Origin of the sequence: Rheinheimera mesophila (assembly GCF_000986865.1) — a bacterium.
GTDB classification, from domain to species: domain Bacteria; phylum Pseudomonadota; class Gammaproteobacteria; order Enterobacterales; family Alteromonadaceae; genus Pararheinheimera; species Pararheinheimera mesophila.
On the sequence record NZ_LAVS01000089.1, the window covers coordinates 51,033 to 69,826 of the forward strand.

At 43.4% G+C, this 18,794-nt stretch carries 14 protein-coding genes; 9 read left to right on the plus strand and 5 right to left on the minus strand.

What is annotated here, in order from left to right; translation table 11 throughout:
- Window positions 1-36 precede the first annotated feature (36 nt).
- On the minus strand, window positions 37-4,932 hold the full coding sequence (locus tag SD53_RS18545) for a protein NO VEIN domain-containing protein (protein ID WP_046521021.1): 4,896 nt from the start codon (window positions 4,930-4,932) through the stop codon (window positions 37-39).
- A 363-nt stretch (window positions 4,933-5,295) separates the two neighbouring features.
- On the opposite strand from SD53_RS18545, the gene SD53_RS15105 reads away from it, so the two are divergent.
- Entirely contained in the window at window positions 5,296-5,835 is a 540-nt protein-coding gene (locus SD53_RS15105) for a hypothetical protein (protein WP_046521022.1), read from the plus strand.
- Window positions 5,836-5,958: 123 nt separating this feature from the next.
- Here SD53_RS15105 and SD53_RS15110 read toward each other — a convergent pair whose 3' ends face one another.
- Entirely contained in the window at window positions 5,959-6,999 is a 1,041-nt protein-coding gene (locus SD53_RS15110; RefSeq protein WP_046521039.1) for an endonuclease/exonuclease/phosphatase family protein, read from the minus strand.
- 660 nt (window positions 7,000-7,659) lie between these two features.
- Here SD53_RS15110 and SD53_RS15115 point away from each other — a divergent pair.
- From SD53_RS15115 to SD53_RS15140, 6 genes are all read left to right on the plus strand, one after another.
- Window positions 7,660-8,286 carry a hypothetical protein gene (locus SD53_RS15115; RefSeq protein WP_046521023.1) on the plus strand — a complete coding sequence of 209 codons (627 nt, stop codon included), beginning with the start codon at window positions 7,660-7,662 and terminating at the stop codon, window positions 8,284-8,286.
- Entirely contained in the window at window positions 8,283-10,268 is a 1,986-nt protein-coding gene (locus SD53_RS15120) for a TnsB C-terminal domain-containing protein (protein WP_052749410.1), read from the plus strand. Before SD53_RS15115 ends, SD53_RS15120 begins: the two co-directional genes overlap by 4 nt.
- Entirely contained in the window at window positions 10,268-11,233 is a 966-nt protein-coding gene (locus SD53_RS15125) for a TniB family NTP-binding protein (RefSeq protein WP_046521024.1), read from the plus strand. The genes SD53_RS15120 and SD53_RS15125 overlap by 1 nt, the downstream gene beginning before the upstream one ends.
- Complete coding sequence (locus tag SD53_RS15130) at window positions 11,214-12,032, plus strand: TniQ family protein (protein WP_046521025.1); 819 nt, start codon at window positions 11,214-11,216, stop codon at window positions 12,030-12,032. The genes SD53_RS15125 and SD53_RS15130 overlap by 20 nt, the downstream gene beginning before the upstream one ends.
- A 291-nt stretch (window positions 12,033-12,323) precedes the next feature.
- A complete protein-coding gene (locus SD53_RS15135; RefSeq protein WP_125060842.1) occupies window positions 12,324-12,932 on the plus strand; it encodes a hypothetical protein in 609 nt (202 codons plus the stop codon).
- Window positions 12,933-13,347: 415 nt separating this feature from the next.
- Window positions 13,348-14,223 (plus strand): bile acid:sodium symporter family protein, encoded by an 876-nt coding sequence (locus tag SD53_RS15140; RefSeq protein ID WP_046521027.1) that lies wholly within the window; start codon window positions 13,348-13,350, stop codon window positions 14,221-14,223.
- A gap of 41 nt (window positions 14,224-14,264) precedes the next feature.
- On the opposite strand, the gene glpK is transcribed toward SD53_RS15140, so the two are convergent.
- Window positions 14,265-15,743, minus strand: a complete 1,479-nt coding sequence (glpK, locus tag SD53_RS15145; protein WP_046521028.1) for a glycerol kinase GlpK — start codon at window positions 15,741-15,743, stop codon at window positions 14,265-14,267.
- A 153-nt stretch (window positions 15,744-15,896) separates the two neighbouring features.
- Between glpK and SD53_RS15150 the strand changes: the two genes are divergently transcribed.
- Both SD53_RS15150 and SD53_RS15155 read left to right on the plus strand, forming a co-directional pair.
- The gene (locus tag SD53_RS15150) at window positions 15,897-16,169 is read left to right on the plus strand and encodes a type II toxin-antitoxin system Phd/YefM family antitoxin (protein ID WP_046521029.1); all 273 of its coding nucleotides are present in this window, start codon (window positions 15,897-15,899) and stop codon (window positions 16,167-16,169) included.
- Window positions 16,150-16,419, plus strand: coding sequence for a Txe/YoeB family addiction module toxin (locus tag SD53_RS15155; RefSeq protein WP_046521030.1), 270 nt, complete (start codon window positions 16,150-16,152; stop codon window positions 16,417-16,419). The genes SD53_RS15150 and SD53_RS15155 overlap by 20 nt, the downstream gene beginning before the upstream one ends.
- A gap of 52 nt (window positions 16,420-16,471) precedes the next feature.
- Here SD53_RS15155 and SD53_RS15160 read toward each other — a convergent pair whose 3' ends face one another.
- Window positions 16,472-17,449, minus strand: coding sequence for a TerC family protein (locus SD53_RS15160; RefSeq protein ID WP_046521041.1), 978 nt, complete (start codon window positions 17,447-17,449; stop codon window positions 16,472-16,474).
- Between the two features lie 324 nt (window positions 17,450-17,773).
- On the minus strand, window positions 17,774-18,794 hold a 1,021-nt coding region (locus SD53_RS15165; protein ID WP_046521031.1), incomplete at its 5' end, for a peroxidase family protein.

The following is an 18,794-nucleotide window of genomic DNA, read 5'->3' on the forward strand; positions in this document are numbered from 1 at the left end:
TTGGTAGCGTTATGTTTCAGAATCAGTCAATCTATTTTAACCCTCCTGAGCTTTCGATATCGCTTGAATGAGGATGTTGATATCAGCTACTACTTCTTCCGCACTATATAAGATCCAACCATCTAATTGTTCTTTTGGTTTGTCCAGAAAGATGCCGATCTGCAATTCAGGCCAAGCAAACTCAAGTTCAGCGATAATCTCAAACTGGCTATTTGAAATTTCAAAGCACACTTCCGGCATTGCTAGTTGATACTGCTGGAATTGTTGATAGAGACTTTTTGTTAACCCATCGAAAAACAGATCATCCAAATCAATTTCTTTGGGCTCTGCCGTTTGCAACAGACTTGCAATTTTCGCCCAATTAGCATCGAAGTAATATCGGTCAATCAAACGCGCAGGGTTAACAAACTTATGAATTACCGGATGTGAAAGTAAGTTTTCTACAACCACTAACCAATAACTATTCCCCTCTTCTAAACACTTTTCCATTTGAGATTTGGACAAAGCAACACCTGTTCTATTCCAAGCCCCGCGCTGACCTTTTACCTCCACAAAAACCAATTCACCAGTAGAAGGATCAACTGCTTGGATATCAAATCCTTTGTTTACTCCGCCAAGTAGTTCAATATTTTTGAAGCCTTGCTTATCCAACCACTGTTTTACATACAACTCGGCTTTATTACCAAAGTTAATGTCATCCCGCTCTACTTTTTCTGAACGTTCATGGGTTTGCTCACTTTCAACATAACTAAACAGGCGATAGCCTACTGATGATGAGCTAGTGCGCGGTGATTTCGAAGTATTCCAATTAGAAGGCCTGTCACTGACATTTTCGACGTGTGCTTTTGACTGTCCGTTAGATTCTTCTTTTTGCTCTAGTGATAAAACCTTACGTTTCGGAGTTTCGCCACTACCATTTTTGGGTAGTAACGTTTGACTCGTAGAGGTTGGGTGGACGTGTGGCTGTGCGGCATCATTTCGCTCCGAATTGAACGATAAATGCTCATTTATGGTCTCATCAAACAACACTGCATCATCAATTTTGGTTGGGATATCAGAATTATTTGTACCACGCATAGTTAGGACAGGGGCTGCGCCTTCATCATCAAATTTATCTGAATGGTGTTCAACTATCTCAACAACGCATGTCCCATCATTCTCTATTAAATCATCGCATTCTTCATCGAGAGTCGCTACTGGGTTCAATTCCTCTTGCTGTTCGTAATTTTCTCCAGATGTAAGTACCTTATCGTCGTGATTACTCAACTGAACTTCGTAAACAGCATTATCTTCCGTTACAATTAAGCCATCGGCATGTTTCGTTGAGTCAAAAATCGCCTCCAGACGTTCCCTCTTCTCGGCATCTAGCTCTAATCCCTCTTTTTTCAGAACACTTGCTAAACGATTTTCGGATTCAATATCAATAAATACACGAAGAGATTTCTCGTGTTGAGCCGCCTTTTTGCCAAAAAACATTCGAGCAATACTTAACGCTAATTCGTCTTTAATGTCAGCTATATCGTGGTTTTCGACCAGTATTAAAGAACCACCAACGTCATCATAAAATCCCAATTCGGTTGTCACTTCAACGTAATGGTTGGCGGCCAATGTGTATTTGACAGTTAGTTGCTCACAGAACCATTCAATTGAATGAAAAAACGTGGATAACTTTTCTACAAACTCATCATCTATATCGAAACGATCTGCGATGTAGAAACAAATCGCTTTTTTTGCTGGTATCGCGATTTGAGGCTCACAGCTCACTTTTCCGTTTAAAATGTGACCAATTTGTACATCAATAAACTCAGAAATCTTTCTAACACCAATATGCTCAAAGAAAGTGTAAAACTCTGTCGAATTCGACCATGTGAAATGCACAGCTGGATCATCGGTAAACAGTTCTTTTGTCTTACCATCATCTGCAACAAATATGGCCTTATTCGGTTCCAACCATACACCTTGATCTGAGCAAATTTTGCACTTCGCTTTAAAACTGTTCCAAACGACATCCGCACTAAAATCATTACTCCGAATCATTTGGATTAATTGTCTGACTATAATATTAAGTCGAAGCAAATTTTTGCTTGATAACTTTTCGTCTAGCGCACTAACTTCCTGATATGCTGACAAATACGATGCTAGGCCGTGAAATGCCTTTACGCCTAGAATATCAACAAAGTAGTACCTTAGTCTTTCAGGAATATAACCCGACAACCCAACAAAGCTGATCCCTAAATCAGATTTATCTTCCCAAGTTGCTTGTTGCGGCGACAACCATTCATTCCTAAGCTCAGGTAGATAAATAAGTTGCTCTTGAGTCAACCTGCGCTTTATTCTTTCCGCTTCACCCGGATCTTTCCAATTTGATAATGATTCATATGCTGATATTAAAAGGGCTTCACTGATATCACCGTTCTGTTTACTGGCTTTAATTTGATCCATAAAGCCTTTTGGGGTGGGTTCTGTGATAAGACCAAGTTTTTTAGCAAATACCTTAGTAACACTGTCCTTTAAGTAGTTTAATGAGCTACCAAAAATACTGCGTTCTGACTCAGAAAAGCAGTGAAGTAAGGGAGATGGCTTGACTAAACCATCATTAGTACTTAATAACCAACGGTGATTTAACAAAAAATAACCGAGATCAAGTTCATTTTTTTGGGTAGCGACAATCCTATCTTCGTCATCATATACCCAATATAGCCATTTAAGAGCGGCTAACCGATTAGCTTCCTCTTTCCAATAATCTTCCTTGGTAAAGGAAACTGGCGTTGCAGGAAATTTGACTCCCCCCTTATGGCTGATAACAAAAGGACGGACAAATTCATCAATTTGGAATGACTCTAAAAATATCGGAGCAAGAGCTTCATCTTCCCAGTTCAAGTAGTCTTCATGTAATTCAAAAATATGCTGAAGCTCATCTTCGGATTGGTAGACTAGTTTCCAATTGGGTGTTTCAAACAATGGGCTAGGAGCCACATATCGAGAATAATTTTTAGGAAATATCCAATTCCCTGACGTATTTTTAAAAGGCAAAACCTCTCTCAGTAGCTCAACGGTTTTTTCTGGCAAGTCCTCAATATTGCTAATAAGATACTTGCTTACTGCCTCCAATGACTCCGGCAAACAGGCTGTTTGGTTTTCCTTTAAAAAGGTATAAACAGATTGCTCCAAATAACTTACTGCATGTACTTCATCAATTTCGAATAGAAGACGAATTCCCGCTTTAACAGGTTCAGGTATCCTTGAATAAAAATCTCGACCAATATAATTGGGTTTGGTCGATTCGCCTTTATCATTCAATAAAATAGGTACTTCATGACTTTCAGAGCTAGGAAGATAGAGATTTTTGTATTTCGCACTTTGCAAACCTGATTCGCATTTAAAAATCAGGCAGCTTCTTAAAGCATCAGCGTTGTCTCGGTATTTATATCCACGGGAAAAACCTGTGCTAAGACTGGTAATCTCGACCCAAGCATCGACTAGCTGTTCTTCTGTAAGTGCGTCGTCCGTTTTTAGCGCTTGCATCAATTCAAGAAAATGTTGCTTCTCAAATTTTAGTAAACCTATTTTTTGGCTTATTTTCGTTATATTCCCATATTCATCATAAGCGAGATGCTTTGTTAAGCGCTCGAGGATTGCCTTTGGCCAATCTTTAAGAAACTTAAAGGATTGCCCCAGCAATAAAGCTTCAGACGGAAAGAGATATTTACCCGACAATGTTGGTATACAAGCAGCTTGAGTAAGTGCATCAATCACCTTCGCACCCACTACTCGCCAGTAACTCTGATGTTGAGAACCGATGCTCTGCTCAGGAACCCACGCCCAACGCGAAGGCTCACCTTTTGTAGATAAAATTTCTGCTAAAGTTGATGCAGCAAACGTCGCGACCTCTTCACGCATCCAGCTATTCCATACTAAATCCTGTCGAATTGCTTCGCGACTGGCGTTGAGAATAAAGTCAGCGTTGACTAAAAATGGTAAGCCAGTGTCAGATTCAGTGGGTAGGTAACAATAAAGTGGACTTCCCTCCAATTCAAAATCTACCGGGAATGCCAGCGAAATGTCGCGTTTCGTAACGTTTTCTCTAAGGCTGTTTTTGGAGCTTTCAGGTACTGCGATACTTTGTGATTTCAGTAGATACTTGGAGTGGCTTTCCCCCAATGAAGACTTCACCGTTAGTTCTACGTAATCACCAGCTTTTTTTAATTGATAGTCTGCATAGAAGCTAGGTGTTTTGATAGATACTTTTTTAAGCTTGCGAAGAAACAAAACTAACTCAGCGGATAGCTTACACAACTCGTTCCGTACTTTTTCAAACATGCTGTCTTGATTCCCCTGACCGTCTTGTAAGGGGAGCAATAAGGTTGTGCCAGCACCATTCGTGTATTCGCTGAAATTGGAATCTAGCCAGTATGGGACAATGTAACCAAGTCCGGTTTTGGGGTCGTCTTTTAGAAACTTAATCTGAAATCCGTTTGAGATAATATGTGGTGCTGGAGATACAACAAACACTGACTTAAAACCAATCCCTTTTTCACCGATATATCCTGCGTCTTTTTGATTCGCTTTTGTCGACTTGCCAATAGAAGAGATGGCTCTGATGTTACTTAGTTCAAAACCTGATTCATTATTACGGACGACTAAACACCCTTTGCAACCAGCCGTATGTGTCGGGTCGTAAGCCAACAACTCAAAGCTCAATGTCGGTGTTACATCTTGCGGATAGTGATTGTCCTCAGCATTTTGAATCAATTCAAAAATGAAATGGATATCTTTGGTATATAGCTGTTCAGACAGTATCTTTAATGCATTGTCATAGTCCGACTTTGCATCTTCAGGCAACATGCAGCGCCCAGTTTCCGGATCAAAGTGATATTTGTCTTTTTTAAATTGTTCAATTTGGCATTTTGCCGAAAGCACACTCTGATCCATCAGTACAACTACTCCTTATTCTCGGTAAATCGGCGCACGAATTCTACCCGTACCCTTTTTATAATCTTCCACGCGTTCACTCTAGTGGTCAACCGATTTTGGTCACATACTTATAGCCGAGTGTTTCTGTATTACGTGATTTATCTTACTGTTTTACTAAGACTACAGTGCGCCGTTAAAGTCTAATTAGGGAAACACCGATTTTAGGGGATATTTACACTAACAGTCCAAGAGACGCGGGTTTATTCAGCCCGCGCTCATTGCCGTCGTTTATGTGATACCGCCAGAGCACTCAGTGCAATAAAGGCCTATGTTCGTCTAGTTAAGTGGCGACGATTCAACTGAAAAAATTTTGAGGGTTTTATGTATACATCTGATGAAATTTACATATGGTTTAGGGACAACTTAAAGAGAAAACTTGAAAACACCTCGATTGAAGATTTCAGCAATGCTTGGTCAAACGGCCTTGCAAACAAAACGAATTTTTATCGGCAATTTTTCGAAGGCCTTGTCGACGGTTCATCAAGGTTTATTGGATACGAGCAGTTTCGCATTGATATAACTATTTATGATCAAGAGCAAATACCATTAGTTCTTATCGAAACAGAGAACAATCATCAAGATGCTTCAACTGAAGTCGATCAATTATGCTGCTTCCATGCACCTTTAAAAGTACTTGTCCTGTCATGTGCTTGGTATGACTCCGAAAGAGAAAAATGGTTACACCACTGGCAGAAGATCATTGAAAAGTATAATGCTGCATACCCAACAAATTCAAAGTTCTGTATCGTGGTAGGCGAATGGGGAAGAGGAAAACCCGATGACGAAATACTCCGTTACTACCTCATCACGTTATCTTCTAATGGTTCCATTTTTGAAGACCTTGTTTGGCAGCTCCAGTAAATTGGACGATCTATCAGCCAGAATGGCTCTTAAAGTTGGTATGAAAGGAACATCAGCAGTTGGCTGATAAATAGCAACCACAAGAGTGGAAACATGGCTATGATTTCTTCAGCACTCAATTTGCTATAAAGATCTAAGCACAACTGAAATTGGCCGATGGTCACTAGTTATTCTTTTTACAGTAGCTCCAGCATTAGCTCTATCAAATGCCAAGTGTTCCACCATTCCTGCACCGGAATTAACTTGTAACGGAAAAGCTCCATTGACCAATGCTTGGCTCATCAATATATGGTCTATGAGTAACGGGTTGTCTTTTGCTCGTTTACCTGTGATGGGGTCGTCATACTTGGCAGACCATCTTAACTCGGCAGGGAAATCAAATAACGCGTGATTAAAAAATCTATCAGATTGCATCACATTTCCCTGTAGATTACTGATCAGGTCAAAAAACATGTAATTTTGCTCAAAGAAGTCTTGCCCTACGCCGTCGTTGGCATCTCCGAGAATAATAATGGCTGGTGAACGAGTCTGATTAAAACGAGCATCAACATAGGCTCTGATGTTTCTAGCCTCTGTAGCTAGCTTGACTCGGGCTATAAGCGCTTCGTCAACATACGCCCCGGATAGGACTTTTCCTTCTTTGTCATCCCAGACTTGTTCCCTGTTAATTTTGGACTTCATGTGTTGGCCAATAATTTCCAGCTCTTTTCCTTGCTCGTACTCAAAAATTAAGACTTGAGGGTGCCGGTAGTGACTGTGACGTTGTTCTTGCTTTTGTCCCCAGTAGTAAACTGGCCAATCCTTATGCCCGACAAATGATTGCCAAACACTTGGCTCTTGCAACCTGCATTTACCAATCCATTCGGTTTTTACCAGAAACCAAATCCATTGGCTTCCGCTGGTTTCATAGCGCTTATGTTTGTTAGATGCGTCGCCATCACCACTCAAAAGCACGGGCTGCCACTTTCCGTTTAGCACATCACGGCAAAAATTGGTGATATCAATCTCACTAGATGGCCCCTCTAACATGCACAATATGTCGGGATTTATATCTGTTATCGTATTCGCTACACGCTGACGCCTATCTTCCAGAAGCTCGCTGATATCTGAACCAATTAACCGGGCGCTATGTTCAACGTTCCAACTGGTAATTTTTAGCTGCATAAGTTTGTCCTTAATATTGAGTATGGTTAACTTGTCGATCATCTGTCGACTTAAAAACCTCAATGCAGCAACTACGACTTATGATGCACATACAATAACCCTAGCAAGGGTGCTCAATAAAACAACAACCTTATTAACAATCCTTGTTAGACAAGACCTATAATCGGACCTCTAGCTGGCAGTTTGAGGTAAAAATCGCCGTTCTGGATCAAATGGGATCCTTTCGCGAAAGTTTTTCGCGCCACTGAATATAATATTTTTGAATTTTAAATTTATTTATCATTCCATTTTGATATATAAATTATTATTTAAATTAATAAATATCAAAAAACACTTCTCGAATTTTCAGCACTTTATCTTTTTCGAAATTACCGCTCCCCTCTGAAAAATTTAATTTAATAAATATTAAATACCATAAATATCAATCAGTTATTAGTTTTCTCGAATGGCGAAGATCAATTCTTGGATCTAGGATCGTTTTCTGTTTTTAATCACATGAGAAACGAAACATGATTAGTTTTATTGATATTTCTAAAAAGATTGTTTTTGACTGCTTAGTGCAGTCTTTAAGCATTCTGCAAAATGCGAAAAATTCACAATTAACAGAACAGCTCAAAACTGAGTCGGCCAATCGTGCGGCTCGCGGGTGGGGGTGTTGAGATGGAACTCAATCGCAAAATCAACAAAGCAAATACGCATCGAATTGCTGTCAGCAGCTACTCACACAAAAATCGCAGCATGCAAACTCAAGAATCGTTGCATGAAGTAAATATTTGTACTGCGCTTGAATTTAATAAGCACATCAAACGTTACATCACGCAACCGATGACGTTTATGAATACAGCTGCCGAACCCGGCTGGCGGCAGTACACGCCAGATTTATTGCTCGAGTACGAAGATGGAATGCTCGAGTTTGGCGAAATAAAGCTGTTCTCAGTCAGTCAAAAAGAAAGCTTTCAATCGAAATTTGAACGGCATAAGCGCATCGTAAAGGAGCGCACGGGAAAAAATTTGGTCATTTTCACCGAGGAAAATCTGCCCGATCAACAACTTATTCAATTCAAACAATTAAAACCATTTTTAACTATTCAACTCGCCCCTGAAATTAATTCTCAAATCGTTGATTTATTGAAAAATAAGCAACTTTCGGTTCGTGAAGTCGAGTCGTTTGTATTAGCGCGAGGTGAGCATTCACAGTACGTCATGGCACTTATTGCTCATAACTTTATCAAGACGGTTGATTTGACGATTGTTACACGAGACTCTCTAGTGGAGTTAAGCGCATGAATAACATGAAATTAAAGCCTCAGCTGAGCAAGTACAATAAGTCATTCATTTTCAAAAAAGGTCAATGGGCGATGCTAAGCGGAGAGCTGGTTCAAATTCGCACAGCTGAACCTGATTTTTTTGTTTTGCAGAGTAAAAATAACTCGCAGACGCAGATGTATACGACCGATGCACTGTATGACTTGTATATGCAAGGTGCATTCTCTCCCGCTGAAGCTGCTGAGAAACCGATCACATTCAGGCCACTGAATTCAGAAAGGGACTTATTCGAAGCAGAAAGACGCTTGGCTTATATTCATGATTTACAAGCAAGGGACAATCCGGGCTCTGAAAAAACGTGGGCAAAAACTGTTGCTTACGTCAGTCGCAGAATTGGCGACCCGGAGCCACCGCACCCGAAGCAAGTCTATCGTTGGCTGAAGGCGTGGCAAGACTCAAATCACAACGTTCATCGACTGCTTAAAAAAGTGCAGCTCAGAGCAAAACCCACCTTGGATCAACAGCTCGATTTAGCGCTCGAAGTAATCGATGATGAATATCTAGTCCCACATGGCGAAATCAAACAACACGTCTACCAGAGCTTTTGTGAACGATTTGCTCAAAGTGGACTGAGTGGCAAGGCAATGTCGCGCAGCTATTTCTATGAAATTATTGATTCGCTTGACCCACTAGAGGTTTGCCTAGCACAGAAGGGGAAGAAAGCAGCGCTGGCTAAATTCCGAGCCAGTGATGAAAAAATAGTCGTTGAACATGTGATGAAGCGTGTCGAGATGGATGGCGTCCATTTAAATTTAGGGTTGATTGATGATGATACGGGCGAGTTTCTTGGCAAAGTTATCGTATTTTTCGCGATCGACGTTTACACGAGATACATACTTGGCTATTCGCTGATCTATGGTATATCGCCCGGTGAGACCTCTCAGGCTGTTTTCGAGCTAATTAGTTCGATGATTGCACCGAAAGTCCGCAATGGGAATTATCGACATGAGTGGCATGGCTTGGGCAAACCTTGGGAAATTCATTGCGATAATGGCCATGCATTTACCGCTGTGACTACTCGTCGGCTGTTGGCGCATTTGGGCATTACTCAGCATCAAAGCGAAACAGGCAAAGGCCAGAGACGTCCGTTTATTGAACGATTTAATCGCACATTCCGCAATCAACTATGCAAAAAAATCCCCGGCTACCTTGGCAAACGGGTTGATAACGAAACATTTGATAAAACAATAGAGCAGTCAGCGCAACTTACTGTCAGTGAATTCAAAGCGTACATAGAAGAGTATATTGTTGACGTTTATCATCAAAGGGCACACAAGGGCCTTGATGGAATGACGCCGCAGCAGGCGGTTGAACAAGCTCTTGAAACCTTTATCCCTAGAGAAGCTGTTGACGTTAAAACACTGAGTTTCATGAGTGGTGTTACAAAAACTGGAACGGTGCAGGCAACACATGGAATTCAGATTAAAAATCAAAACTTTAACTCAAAAGAGCTTCGCGAACTTCGTTTTAAAACGATGGGTTCGAGCAACAAAAGCCCAAAACTTGATTTCATTTTCAACCACAAAGACATCTCTCAAATAGCTGTTCTCATCCCACAATCTATGGAGATTTTACTGGTCCCAAACCGGGACAAAACCATTCCTCCGGGCACTTCTCTCGCTGACTTTGCGCTAAGCAAAGTGTCGAAAAAGCTAGACAATCGCAATCAGCCGCAGCCAGTTTTTAGTTCGAAACATAAACAGCATAAGCCCAAAGCTACGCCGAAATCTCGTAAAAAGTCGTCCGATTCAAAGTCAACGCAAAGCACTCAGCAACAGACGTTCACAGACGAACAATTGCTTGCACAGCTTGATAGTGGAGCGATGAGAATTGCGCAAAACACCGCTCATTACACTGAAAAAGCACCTTCAGAAGCATATACATCAGTTTCTGTAACACCGACAACCCATGGCCAAGGCCGCCGACGCTCGGAGGTGAACTGATGTCGTTACAAACACATTCTGACAAAAAATTTGGCGACTACGTGGTCAGTTATCCAGCTTACAAGGCTGCGAACGACGTACTAGAGCACTATTTCACAACAGAAAGTAGTAAACCACGGGCGGTGCTCGTGCATGGTCCATCCGGCGTTGGGAAAAGCTTTATTATCAAAAAGTTGATGGAGGCTCACAAAGCGGTAGACTCGCTTGAACTGACAACCGCGCCTATCGTTTTTGTTGAAACTCCGGCGGAAAATACAATGAACGGCTTGCTACAAAGTTTGCTAAAAGCACTCGGCGATCCGGCACCGGAAACGGGATTAGTTACCAACAAAAGACATCGCTTTTCTGTGTTATTAGCCAAGCTAAAAACTAAATTGGTTGTCATTGACGAGGCGCAAGATTTAATTCCCAAGTCAGGCGCTGACGCGAAGTCTAATAACATTAAGTTATTGAAAAATATAATGAATGTTACAAACGTACCATTCACTCTAGTTGGAACGTCGAATTTATTAGAAATTCTAGGTATTGACGATCAAATCAAAACTCGCGTCAAAGACATTGTGAAACTTTCATATTTCAATTGCTTCAATCCGGACCAAGCGCTCGACTTTGCAGACTATTTAAGTTCTTTGCTATTAACTTATCCGCGCAAAGTCGAGGGCTTTGATTTTTGTCATGAAAACTCCCAAGGCGAATTAGTTTTAAATGCAGATATCTGCGATTTGATCCGACTTGCGCTAGCCAGCGATGGCTGCCAACGACGTATTCACGATTTGCTTCAACGCGTTGCCGATCATACATCGCCAGACGAAGTCATCACTCGTCAACATTTCGAAAAATACTGGAATTTAGCGGATTTGCTATCAAAACGGCTCGATTTCAACCCTTTCTCTAAAACTGTCGGTTTTGAACAAGTCGCAAAAGAAGCGCAACTAAGGGGGCTTTATGACAGAGATAATTTCTGAACTGCCTGTGCGCCCACGGCCGACATCTAACGAATCACTACTTGGCTATGTGCTGCGAGTCATGCATGCGAATGGATATGTCGGTCAGAGTTCAGTCAAAACGATTTTTAAAATTGCTGTGGCACAACTGGGTAATCAATCGGTGAATTCGATTCACTTCCCTGCGCTGCAAAAAACAATGCAAAAAAGGCTGCGTTTAGCTGATGATGATATTCAACGCTGCTTCAAAAACGAGTGGGATGGACTGTACAACGGAAGTCGAGTCGTAGCGGATTACTCCATTAGGAAGCCACGCGTCTGTCTCGCTTGCCTTGCCGAACATCAACAAGTGGATCGCAAATGGCGCTTTGCTCACATCACGCATTGCCACATTCACAAGCAGCCACTTTTTACATGCTGCCCTCAATGTAATTTCGCATTCAAATGGTCTCCCGAGCTCCTCGAAAAATGTCCAAAGTGTGAGCTAGTGTGGAGCAAAGAACTGATTGAATCGCAACCACCTCCACCTTGGTTGCAGTATGAAAAAAGCTTAAAACCCGCGCTTCGTAAGCGTTTCATAGAAGACTTGTATGAAATGGCCGCAGTCGCTATGCGATTCTATGATATGCAGCTCACGCGTTTCAGAAGCATGCCTCAAGATATTTGGGATTTTCATGGCTTGTTTGATTTTAGTTTTCGATTACTCGTTGACGCAGATTTTCGAGAAAATCAGCTGATAAATCGCATTAATTTTTGGCGCATCAATGGCGATTTCAAAGTTCTGAACGAGAGAAGTTTACAGCTCTTAAATCGTCAATAGCCTGCCCTTCGGCGACTGCCGAAAGGATGGCCGTTAAAAGCCAATGTCAAAGAAAGCATTGATGGATTTCAAACTTCGCACATCTCATCAACTCGCAAATCGGTCGAAAAATCAAAGTTAAACTGGCATTTTCAGCTTGAAATTGCTGAAACAGCACGCTTGCTTTCAATCAACACGACTGATGTTTCAGCGCTCGCAAAACGGGGATTTTTTAAACTACACGCATATCAGGGAACAGATTCATATCGACTCACAAATGTCCGGGACATCGATACGTTTTTGCACAATTTAATGAATAAATTACACAAGGTTGAGTGTGGGCCGGAACTCGTCACCGTTTCTGACTTAGCATCAACATTGTCTCGATTAAAGTGGAGTGTCGCTGACATCATCAACTTAATATTCAGCAATGTTTTTGCAGGATTTGTCGCTGATGATTTTGACGGGGTAACGATAACGTCGATTTTCGTCCATCGAGAAAAAGTAATTAACGAGTTAGAACAGCAATTTCTCAACTCGTTATCTCACTCAATTCACAAAATACCGCTACAGAATTACTACTGTGTCTCTGACCAACAGTTTGAAAAATTGAATAAATTTTACTTTCGTGAACTCGAGGACCATCACTGCGGTAATGCGTGTATCGATGTTCAAGCTGTAAAGCGCTTCGAAGAGCAGTTTTTGTTGCTAAACCGCTGGTGTTATCTGCGAGATTTCAGCATCAGTGAAGCTGTTAAAAAACTCAGCAAGCTTCGAATTGAGCCGAATTTAAGTTCAAGCATCACGAAAAATGTGCATGTTTATCAAAAAAGTGAATATCTGAGTGCCGCTCTTGCCGAGCTGATTCGAGAGCGCAATGCAATATCCATTTCAGACTGTGATTCTTCGCCCCAAATTTAGTCCGCCTTGTAAAAATAATTCCCTTCAAAATATTGGCCGCAGTATCTATTGCGGCTAATATTTTCATGTCCGTAATCTGAATTTTTACACACACGCCAGCCCGTATTTTGCGGGACTGCAACGACCTCTCATTATCGTTAGCTTAATGACAAAGTTGAGCGGATTTACCAGCTCCAATGACAGAGTTGAGTGGATTTTTAAACGACGCCGAGTGTAGATTTTAAGCTAAGTTATTGAAAAATATAAATCACCAATTCCAAAGTTGAGTGGTCCCTACAAATAATAATATTTAGTTATTTATCTAAGAAGTCGCGGTGAAATCGCAGTGGTACAGACTTGAGCGTTGAGCAACTCTTGCTCAGTCAGGAATTCCAAGGTAGGTTAACCACACTATCTCTTTGAAGAAAAACTAAAAATGTTTGAAACTCTGACCCAGATTTGTTTACCCATAGCACTAATACTGATTATGACAGGCGTGGGGATGACGTTGCGGCCTGCCAACTTCACTGAAGTGGTCCGTCAGCCCAAAGCATTTTTTGTTGGCGCTTTGGCGCAGTTACTCCTGTTGCCTGTCACTGCTTTGTTGGTGATTTATCTGTTTGATCTGCAAGCTGAACTGGCTGTGGGTTTGTTTATTCTGGCGTTGTGCCCGGGTGGTACCACCTCCAATCTGTACAGTTACTTAGCCAAAGCTGATGTGGGTTTGTCCGTCGCATTAACAGCACTGGTTGGTTTTGTTACGCCTTTTTCCTTGCCACTGCTGGCGGCATGGGCGATAGAACTCTTCCTTGGGGAAAACACTTCGTTCCAGCTGCCATTGTTAAAAACCTGGCTGACCTTAATGCTGGTGGGTGTGCTGCCTGTGTTGCTTGGCATGTGGTTTAACTTTAAATGGCCTGAAGCTTCAGCCCGTCTTCAACCCCTGATCAGCCGCTTTTCGGTGATAGTTCTGGTGTTGTTGATCATCAGCATAGCCACTGATCTGGGTGCGGATCTGTGGCTGTTTTTACAGAAAACCGGACCTGCAGCTTTGGCTTTAAATGTGCTGACCATGGTTGCGGGTTATTGGGCAGGCCGGTTGTTGCTACGGCAGGAAAAACAAGCCAGAACCATTTGCCTTGAAGTCGGGCTGCAAAATGGCACCTTAGCCTTGATGATCACCACAGGCATTTTACAAAACAGCGCCATGTCGATAGCCCCCAGCGTCTATAGCTTGTTGATGTTTATGACAGCTAGTGTGTTTACTGTATGGGTGTTACGCAAAAATAAACTTCAAAGCAGCCTTGTTTAGAATAGGCGCAGATGAAAAACGGGCGACCATAAAGGTCGCCCCTACTGCAGCACAGAAGCCAAAGCATTCTGCCAGCCACTTAATAACTGCTGGCGTTTATCGGCTGACATCTGCGGTAAAAACTCTTGTGCATCTGAGCTGAAGTGCATCTCGGCTAAGCTTTCAAACCAGCCCAGTGCAACTGCAGCCAATAGCGCTGCACCATAAGCTGAAGCCTCGTTTTGGCTGGGTTTAAGCACAGGCACATTCAGCACGTCGGCCAGATGTTGGCAGAGCCAGTTGTTCGCCACCATGCCACCATCTATTTGCAACTGCTCTGCTTTTGCCCCATCAGCCAGCATAGCGGAGAGTAAATCAGCAGTCTGATACACCACAGCTTCCAAAGCAGCACGGGCGAGATGTGCTTTGCCTGTGCCCAGAGTCATGCCGACCAAAGCTGCGCGGGCCTCAGGTTGCCAGTGAGGAGCGCCTAATCCGGTAAAAGCCGGAACTAAATAGACACCGCCGTTATCCGGCAGGCTTTGCGCTAAAACTGCTGTTTCACTGGCCTCAGCAATAATACCCAATTGATCCCGCAGCCATTTCACTGCAGCACCCGCCACAAAAATAGCGCCTTCCAGCGCATAAAAGGTCTGGCCCTGCACAGTAAAAGCCACAGTGGTCAGCAATCTGTGTCTGGAAAATAATGGGCTACAGCCGGTATTAACTAAGGCAAAACAGCCAGTGCCGTAAGTGCTTTTTAACGAGCCCGCACTGATACAGCCCTGACCCAAAGCCGCAGCTTGCTGATCGCCCACCAGCGCCAGCACAGGCAAAGCCAAACCAAATAAGCGGGTATCACAAACCCCATAGCGATCAGCGCTTTGTCTGACTTGCGGCAGAATATGCTCTGGCACACCAAATAACTGCAGTAGCTCTTGATCCCAACTTAAACTTTGAATATTCAGCAACAAAGTGCGACTAGCATTGGTGCTGTCTGTGGCATGCACCTGGCCTGATGTTAAACGCCAGAGCAAGAAGCTATCGATAGTACCAAAAGCCAGTTCGTTCTCAGCCAAGGCCTGTTGTACATCGTTGTTATGAGTGAGTAACCAGCGAATTTTGCTGGCAGAAAAATAAGGGTCCAGTAACAAGCCGGTTTTTTGCTGCACCCACTCTTCATGGCCCTGCTCTTTGAGCTTTTGACAATAATCTGCAGTGCGCCTGTCCTGCCAGACAATAGCAGGTGACAGCACCTTGTCTTTGGCTTTATGCCACAGCACTGTGGTCTCGCGCTGATTGCTGATGCCCACGCCCAGCACTTCAATGCCCTGTTGCACCGCCTGCGCTAACACCTGGCGGCATACTTTCAGTACCGACAACCAAATCAGCTCTGCATCCTGCTCCACCCAGCCTTGTTGTGGATAGGTACAATCAAGCTCCTGCTGTGCCACAGCCAATACCTTGCCTTCACGGTTAAATAACAAAGCGCGGCTGGAAGAGGTGCCCTGGTCTATAGATAAAATAGCTTGCTGGCGCATATGTGGCTCTTGGACTATGTGGATAGCTCTAGCCTAGCTGGGCCTGATGCAGTTGGGAAGAGGTAACAATAGGCTGTTCTGGCATTGCTACTGACGCAGTGCTATATTGTACGGCAAAGCCGTACAACTAATTACTTATATCTGGTGATCACAATGGATACCGTAAGCGTCAATCAATTCAGAGATAATCTGAAAACCTATGTCGAAGATGTGGTGAACAACCATGCACCGATCAAAGTAACGCGCCGCGCTGGTGAAGCTTTTGTGGTGATCAGTGCTGATGATTGGGAGCGGGAACAAGAAACTCTTTATGTTCTGCAAAACAATAGCTTAATGGCACAAATTGCTGCTTCATCCGCCACTCACAGCCAAAGAAAAGGCTATAGCCCAAGTTCTGAGGAAATAGATGAGCTCACTGGTATTTGAAGGCAATACATGGACTATTTATGAAGAACTGCGAGATAAAGACAAAGTTCTGCATAAGGCTTTGTGCAAGCTACTGAAAGAAATGCTGCGAGCCGATCCTGCATCAGGATTGGGAAAACCAGAAGCACTAAAACATAACCTCGCAGGATTCTGGTCAAAACGTATCTCACAAAAAGACCGGCTGATTTACAAATTCGACGATAGTTATATCTACATCTTCGCTATCGGCGGGCATTACGACCAATACTAAGCAACTGGCATCCATGCAAAAAATAGATGCCAGTTGGGCTTAGTGGTCGGTTTTACTCTGCTGAACCTTCAGCTTCTTTACGATTTTTGCGCAGTGACAGTATCACAGAGGTGGCAATAATAGTCGCTACGACACATAAGGATAAAGCGGTTGGGATCTTCATCAGATCAATCAGCATCATTTTGAAACCGATAAACACCAGTACCAATGCCAGACCGTATTTGAGCAAACTAAAACGATCGGCCATATCGGCCAGCAAGAAATACATAGAGCGCAAACCTAATATCGCAAAGATATTTGAGGTTAAAACGATAAATGGATCGGTGGTAATAGCGAAGATCGCCGGGATGGAATCAACAGCAAAGATCAGATCCGAAAATTCCACCAGCACCAACACCAAAAACAGCGGCGTGGCATACCGTACCCAGCGGCCATTGACGAGACGTTTGACGAAAAACTTCTCACCTTCCAAGTGTTCAGTAATGTTGTAACGACGACGCAACCACAAGACGATTTTGCTGTTAGCCAGATCCGGTTGTTGCTCAGCAGCCAGCCACATTTTAATACCAGTGAACAGCAGGAAAGCACCAAACACATAAAGTAACCAATGGAACTGCGTGATGAGCCAGGCACCGGCAAAAATCATGATAGTGCGCATCACAATAGCGCCTATCACGCCCAGTACCAACACACGTTTTTGCAAATCTGCCGGTATAGCAAAGACGCTAAAAATCATCAGCCAGACAAAGACGTTATCTATGGCCAGTGACTTTTCAATTAAATAGCCCGTGACATACTCCAGAGTTTTCGCCGTGGCTACTTGCTCCCCCACAGTGGTATTCAGATAGAGCCATAATCCGGCTGCAAACAGCATAGACACCGATACCCAAATACCAGACCAAATGGCGGCTTCTTTGACTGAGACTTTGTGTTGTTTACCACCACCGACCCAAAACAAGTCGATAGCGAGCATGATAATGACCACACTAAAAAATGTGGCCCATAACCAGGGGTTTGCAATGGATTCCATAAAAAGCTCCAAACAGGGTTTCATTCACCGGCTGCTGCCGGTATGGTCCAGAACCGCACGGGCTGGGACACCTGTTTGAAAGGGATCTTTGCCAGGGCGGCAAAGGTCTTGCTCATCAGTGTGGTACTGACCTGGTTACCGGAAACCTTGGGTTTCGTAATGACGATAAACCAGTAGTGAGCTACTCCCCTTTGGGATGGCGCAACTGTAACAAAACCCAACAAAAACAGTCAACGCCCCGAGATAAAAAGCTACATGAAAAACAAAGGCGACCCGAAGGCCGCCCCTGTATTCGCTTTGCAATCAAGGCCACTCAGCCGCTGATTACATCGTCAGGTCAAATCTGTCCAGTGTCATCACTTTGGTCCAGGCATCGACAAAGTCTTTGGTAAACTTCACTTTACCGTCCTGTGCTGCATAGACTTCAGCAATAGCACGCAGTTCTGAGTGCGAACCAAACACCAGGTCCACAGGAGTTGCTGTCCATTTCAGTTTGCCTGTTTTGCGATCGACCCCTTCATATAACCCTTCAGTTTTAGCTGACTTACGCCATTCAGTGGACATATCCAGCAGATTGACGAAAAAGTCATTACTCAAGGTACCGGGTTTACTGGTAAAGACTCCATGTTTCGCACCCGCAGTATTGGCATCCAGCGCTCGTAAACCACCGATCAGCACTGTCATTTCCGGCACGCTTAAGGTCAGCAGATTGGCTTTATCCACCAAGGCCTCGGCGGGAGATAACAAGGCATCTTTGTTGTAGTAGTTGCGGAAGCCATCAGCCATCGGCTCCAATACAGCAAAAGATTCCACATCGGTTTGTGCCTGACTGGCGTCGGTACGGCCCGGTGTAAAGGGCACCTCCACCGTGATCCCGCCTGCTTTAGCAGCCTGCTCTACCGCAGCACTGCCTGCAAGCACAATCAAATCAGCCAACGAGACCTTCTTGCCACCTGTTTGGGCTTTATTAAAGTCTTGCTGAATAGCCTGCAATTTTTTCAGTACTTTAGCTACTTCAGCCGGGTTATTCACCGCCCAGTCTTTTTGAGGCGCAAGTGCCAAACGAGCGCCGTTGGCACCACCACGTAAATCAGTACCACGGAAACTGGCGGCTGCAGCCCAACTGGTACGCACTAACTCTGGCACTGTTAAACCGGATGACAAGACTTTAGCTTTCAGCGCTTTGATGTCCTCAGCGTTGACCAGTTCATGATCGACAGCAGGCACAGCGTCTTGCCAAATCAGCGTTTCAGCAGGCACTTCAGCACCCAAATAACGTACCTTAGGCCCCATATCGCGGTGAGTTAACTTAAACCAGGCTTTGGCAAAAGCCAGTTCAAACTCC

What these genes read in the sequence shown, in the direction of transcription:
- SD53_RS18545 (WP_046521021.1), bottom strand. Translation starts at nt 4,932, where the DNA reads ATGGATCAGAGTGTGCTTTCGGCAAAATGCCAAATTGAACAATTTAAA.
- SD53_RS15105 (WP_046521022.1), top strand. Translation starts at nt 5,296, where the DNA reads ATGTATACATCTGATGAAATTTACATATGGTTTAGGGACAACTTAAAG.
- SD53_RS15110 (WP_046521039.1), bottom strand. Translation starts at nt 6,999, where the DNA reads ATGCAGCTAAAAATTACCAGTTGGAACGTTGAACATAGCGCCCGGTTA.
- SD53_RS15115 (WP_046521023.1), top strand. Translation starts at nt 7,660, where the DNA reads ATGGAACTCAATCGCAAAATCAACAAAGCAAATACGCATCGAATTGCT.
- SD53_RS15120 (WP_052749410.1), top strand. Translation starts at nt 8,283, where the DNA reads ATGAATAACATGAAATTAAAGCCTCAGCTGAGCAAGTACAATAAGTCA.
- SD53_RS15125 (WP_046521024.1), top strand. Translation starts at nt 10,268, where the DNA reads ATGTCGTTACAAACACATTCTGACAAAAAATTTGGCGACTACGTGGTC.
- SD53_RS15130 (WP_046521025.1), top strand. Translation starts at nt 11,214, where the DNA reads ATGACAGAGATAATTTCTGAACTGCCTGTGCGCCCACGGCCGACATCT.
- SD53_RS15135 (WP_125060842.1), top strand. Translation starts at nt 12,324, where the DNA reads ATGAATAAATTACACAAGGTTGAGTGTGGGCCGGAACTCGTCACCGTT.
- SD53_RS15140 (WP_046521027.1), top strand. Translation starts at nt 13,348, where the DNA reads ATGTTTGAAACTCTGACCCAGATTTGTTTACCCATAGCACTAATACTG.
- glpK (WP_046521028.1), bottom strand. Translation starts at nt 15,743, where the DNA reads ATGCGCCAGCAAGCTATTTTATCTATAGACCAGGGCACCTCTTCCAGC.
- SD53_RS15150 (WP_046521029.1), top strand. Translation starts at nt 15,897, where the DNA reads ATGGATACCGTAAGCGTCAATCAATTCAGAGATAATCTGAAAACCTAT.
- SD53_RS15155 (WP_046521030.1), top strand. Translation starts at nt 16,150, where the DNA reads ATGAGCTCACTGGTATTTGAAGGCAATACATGGACTATTTATGAAGAA.
- SD53_RS15160 (WP_046521041.1), bottom strand. Translation starts at nt 17,449, where the DNA reads ATGGAATCCATTGCAAACCCCTGGTTATGGGCCACATTTTTTAGTGTG.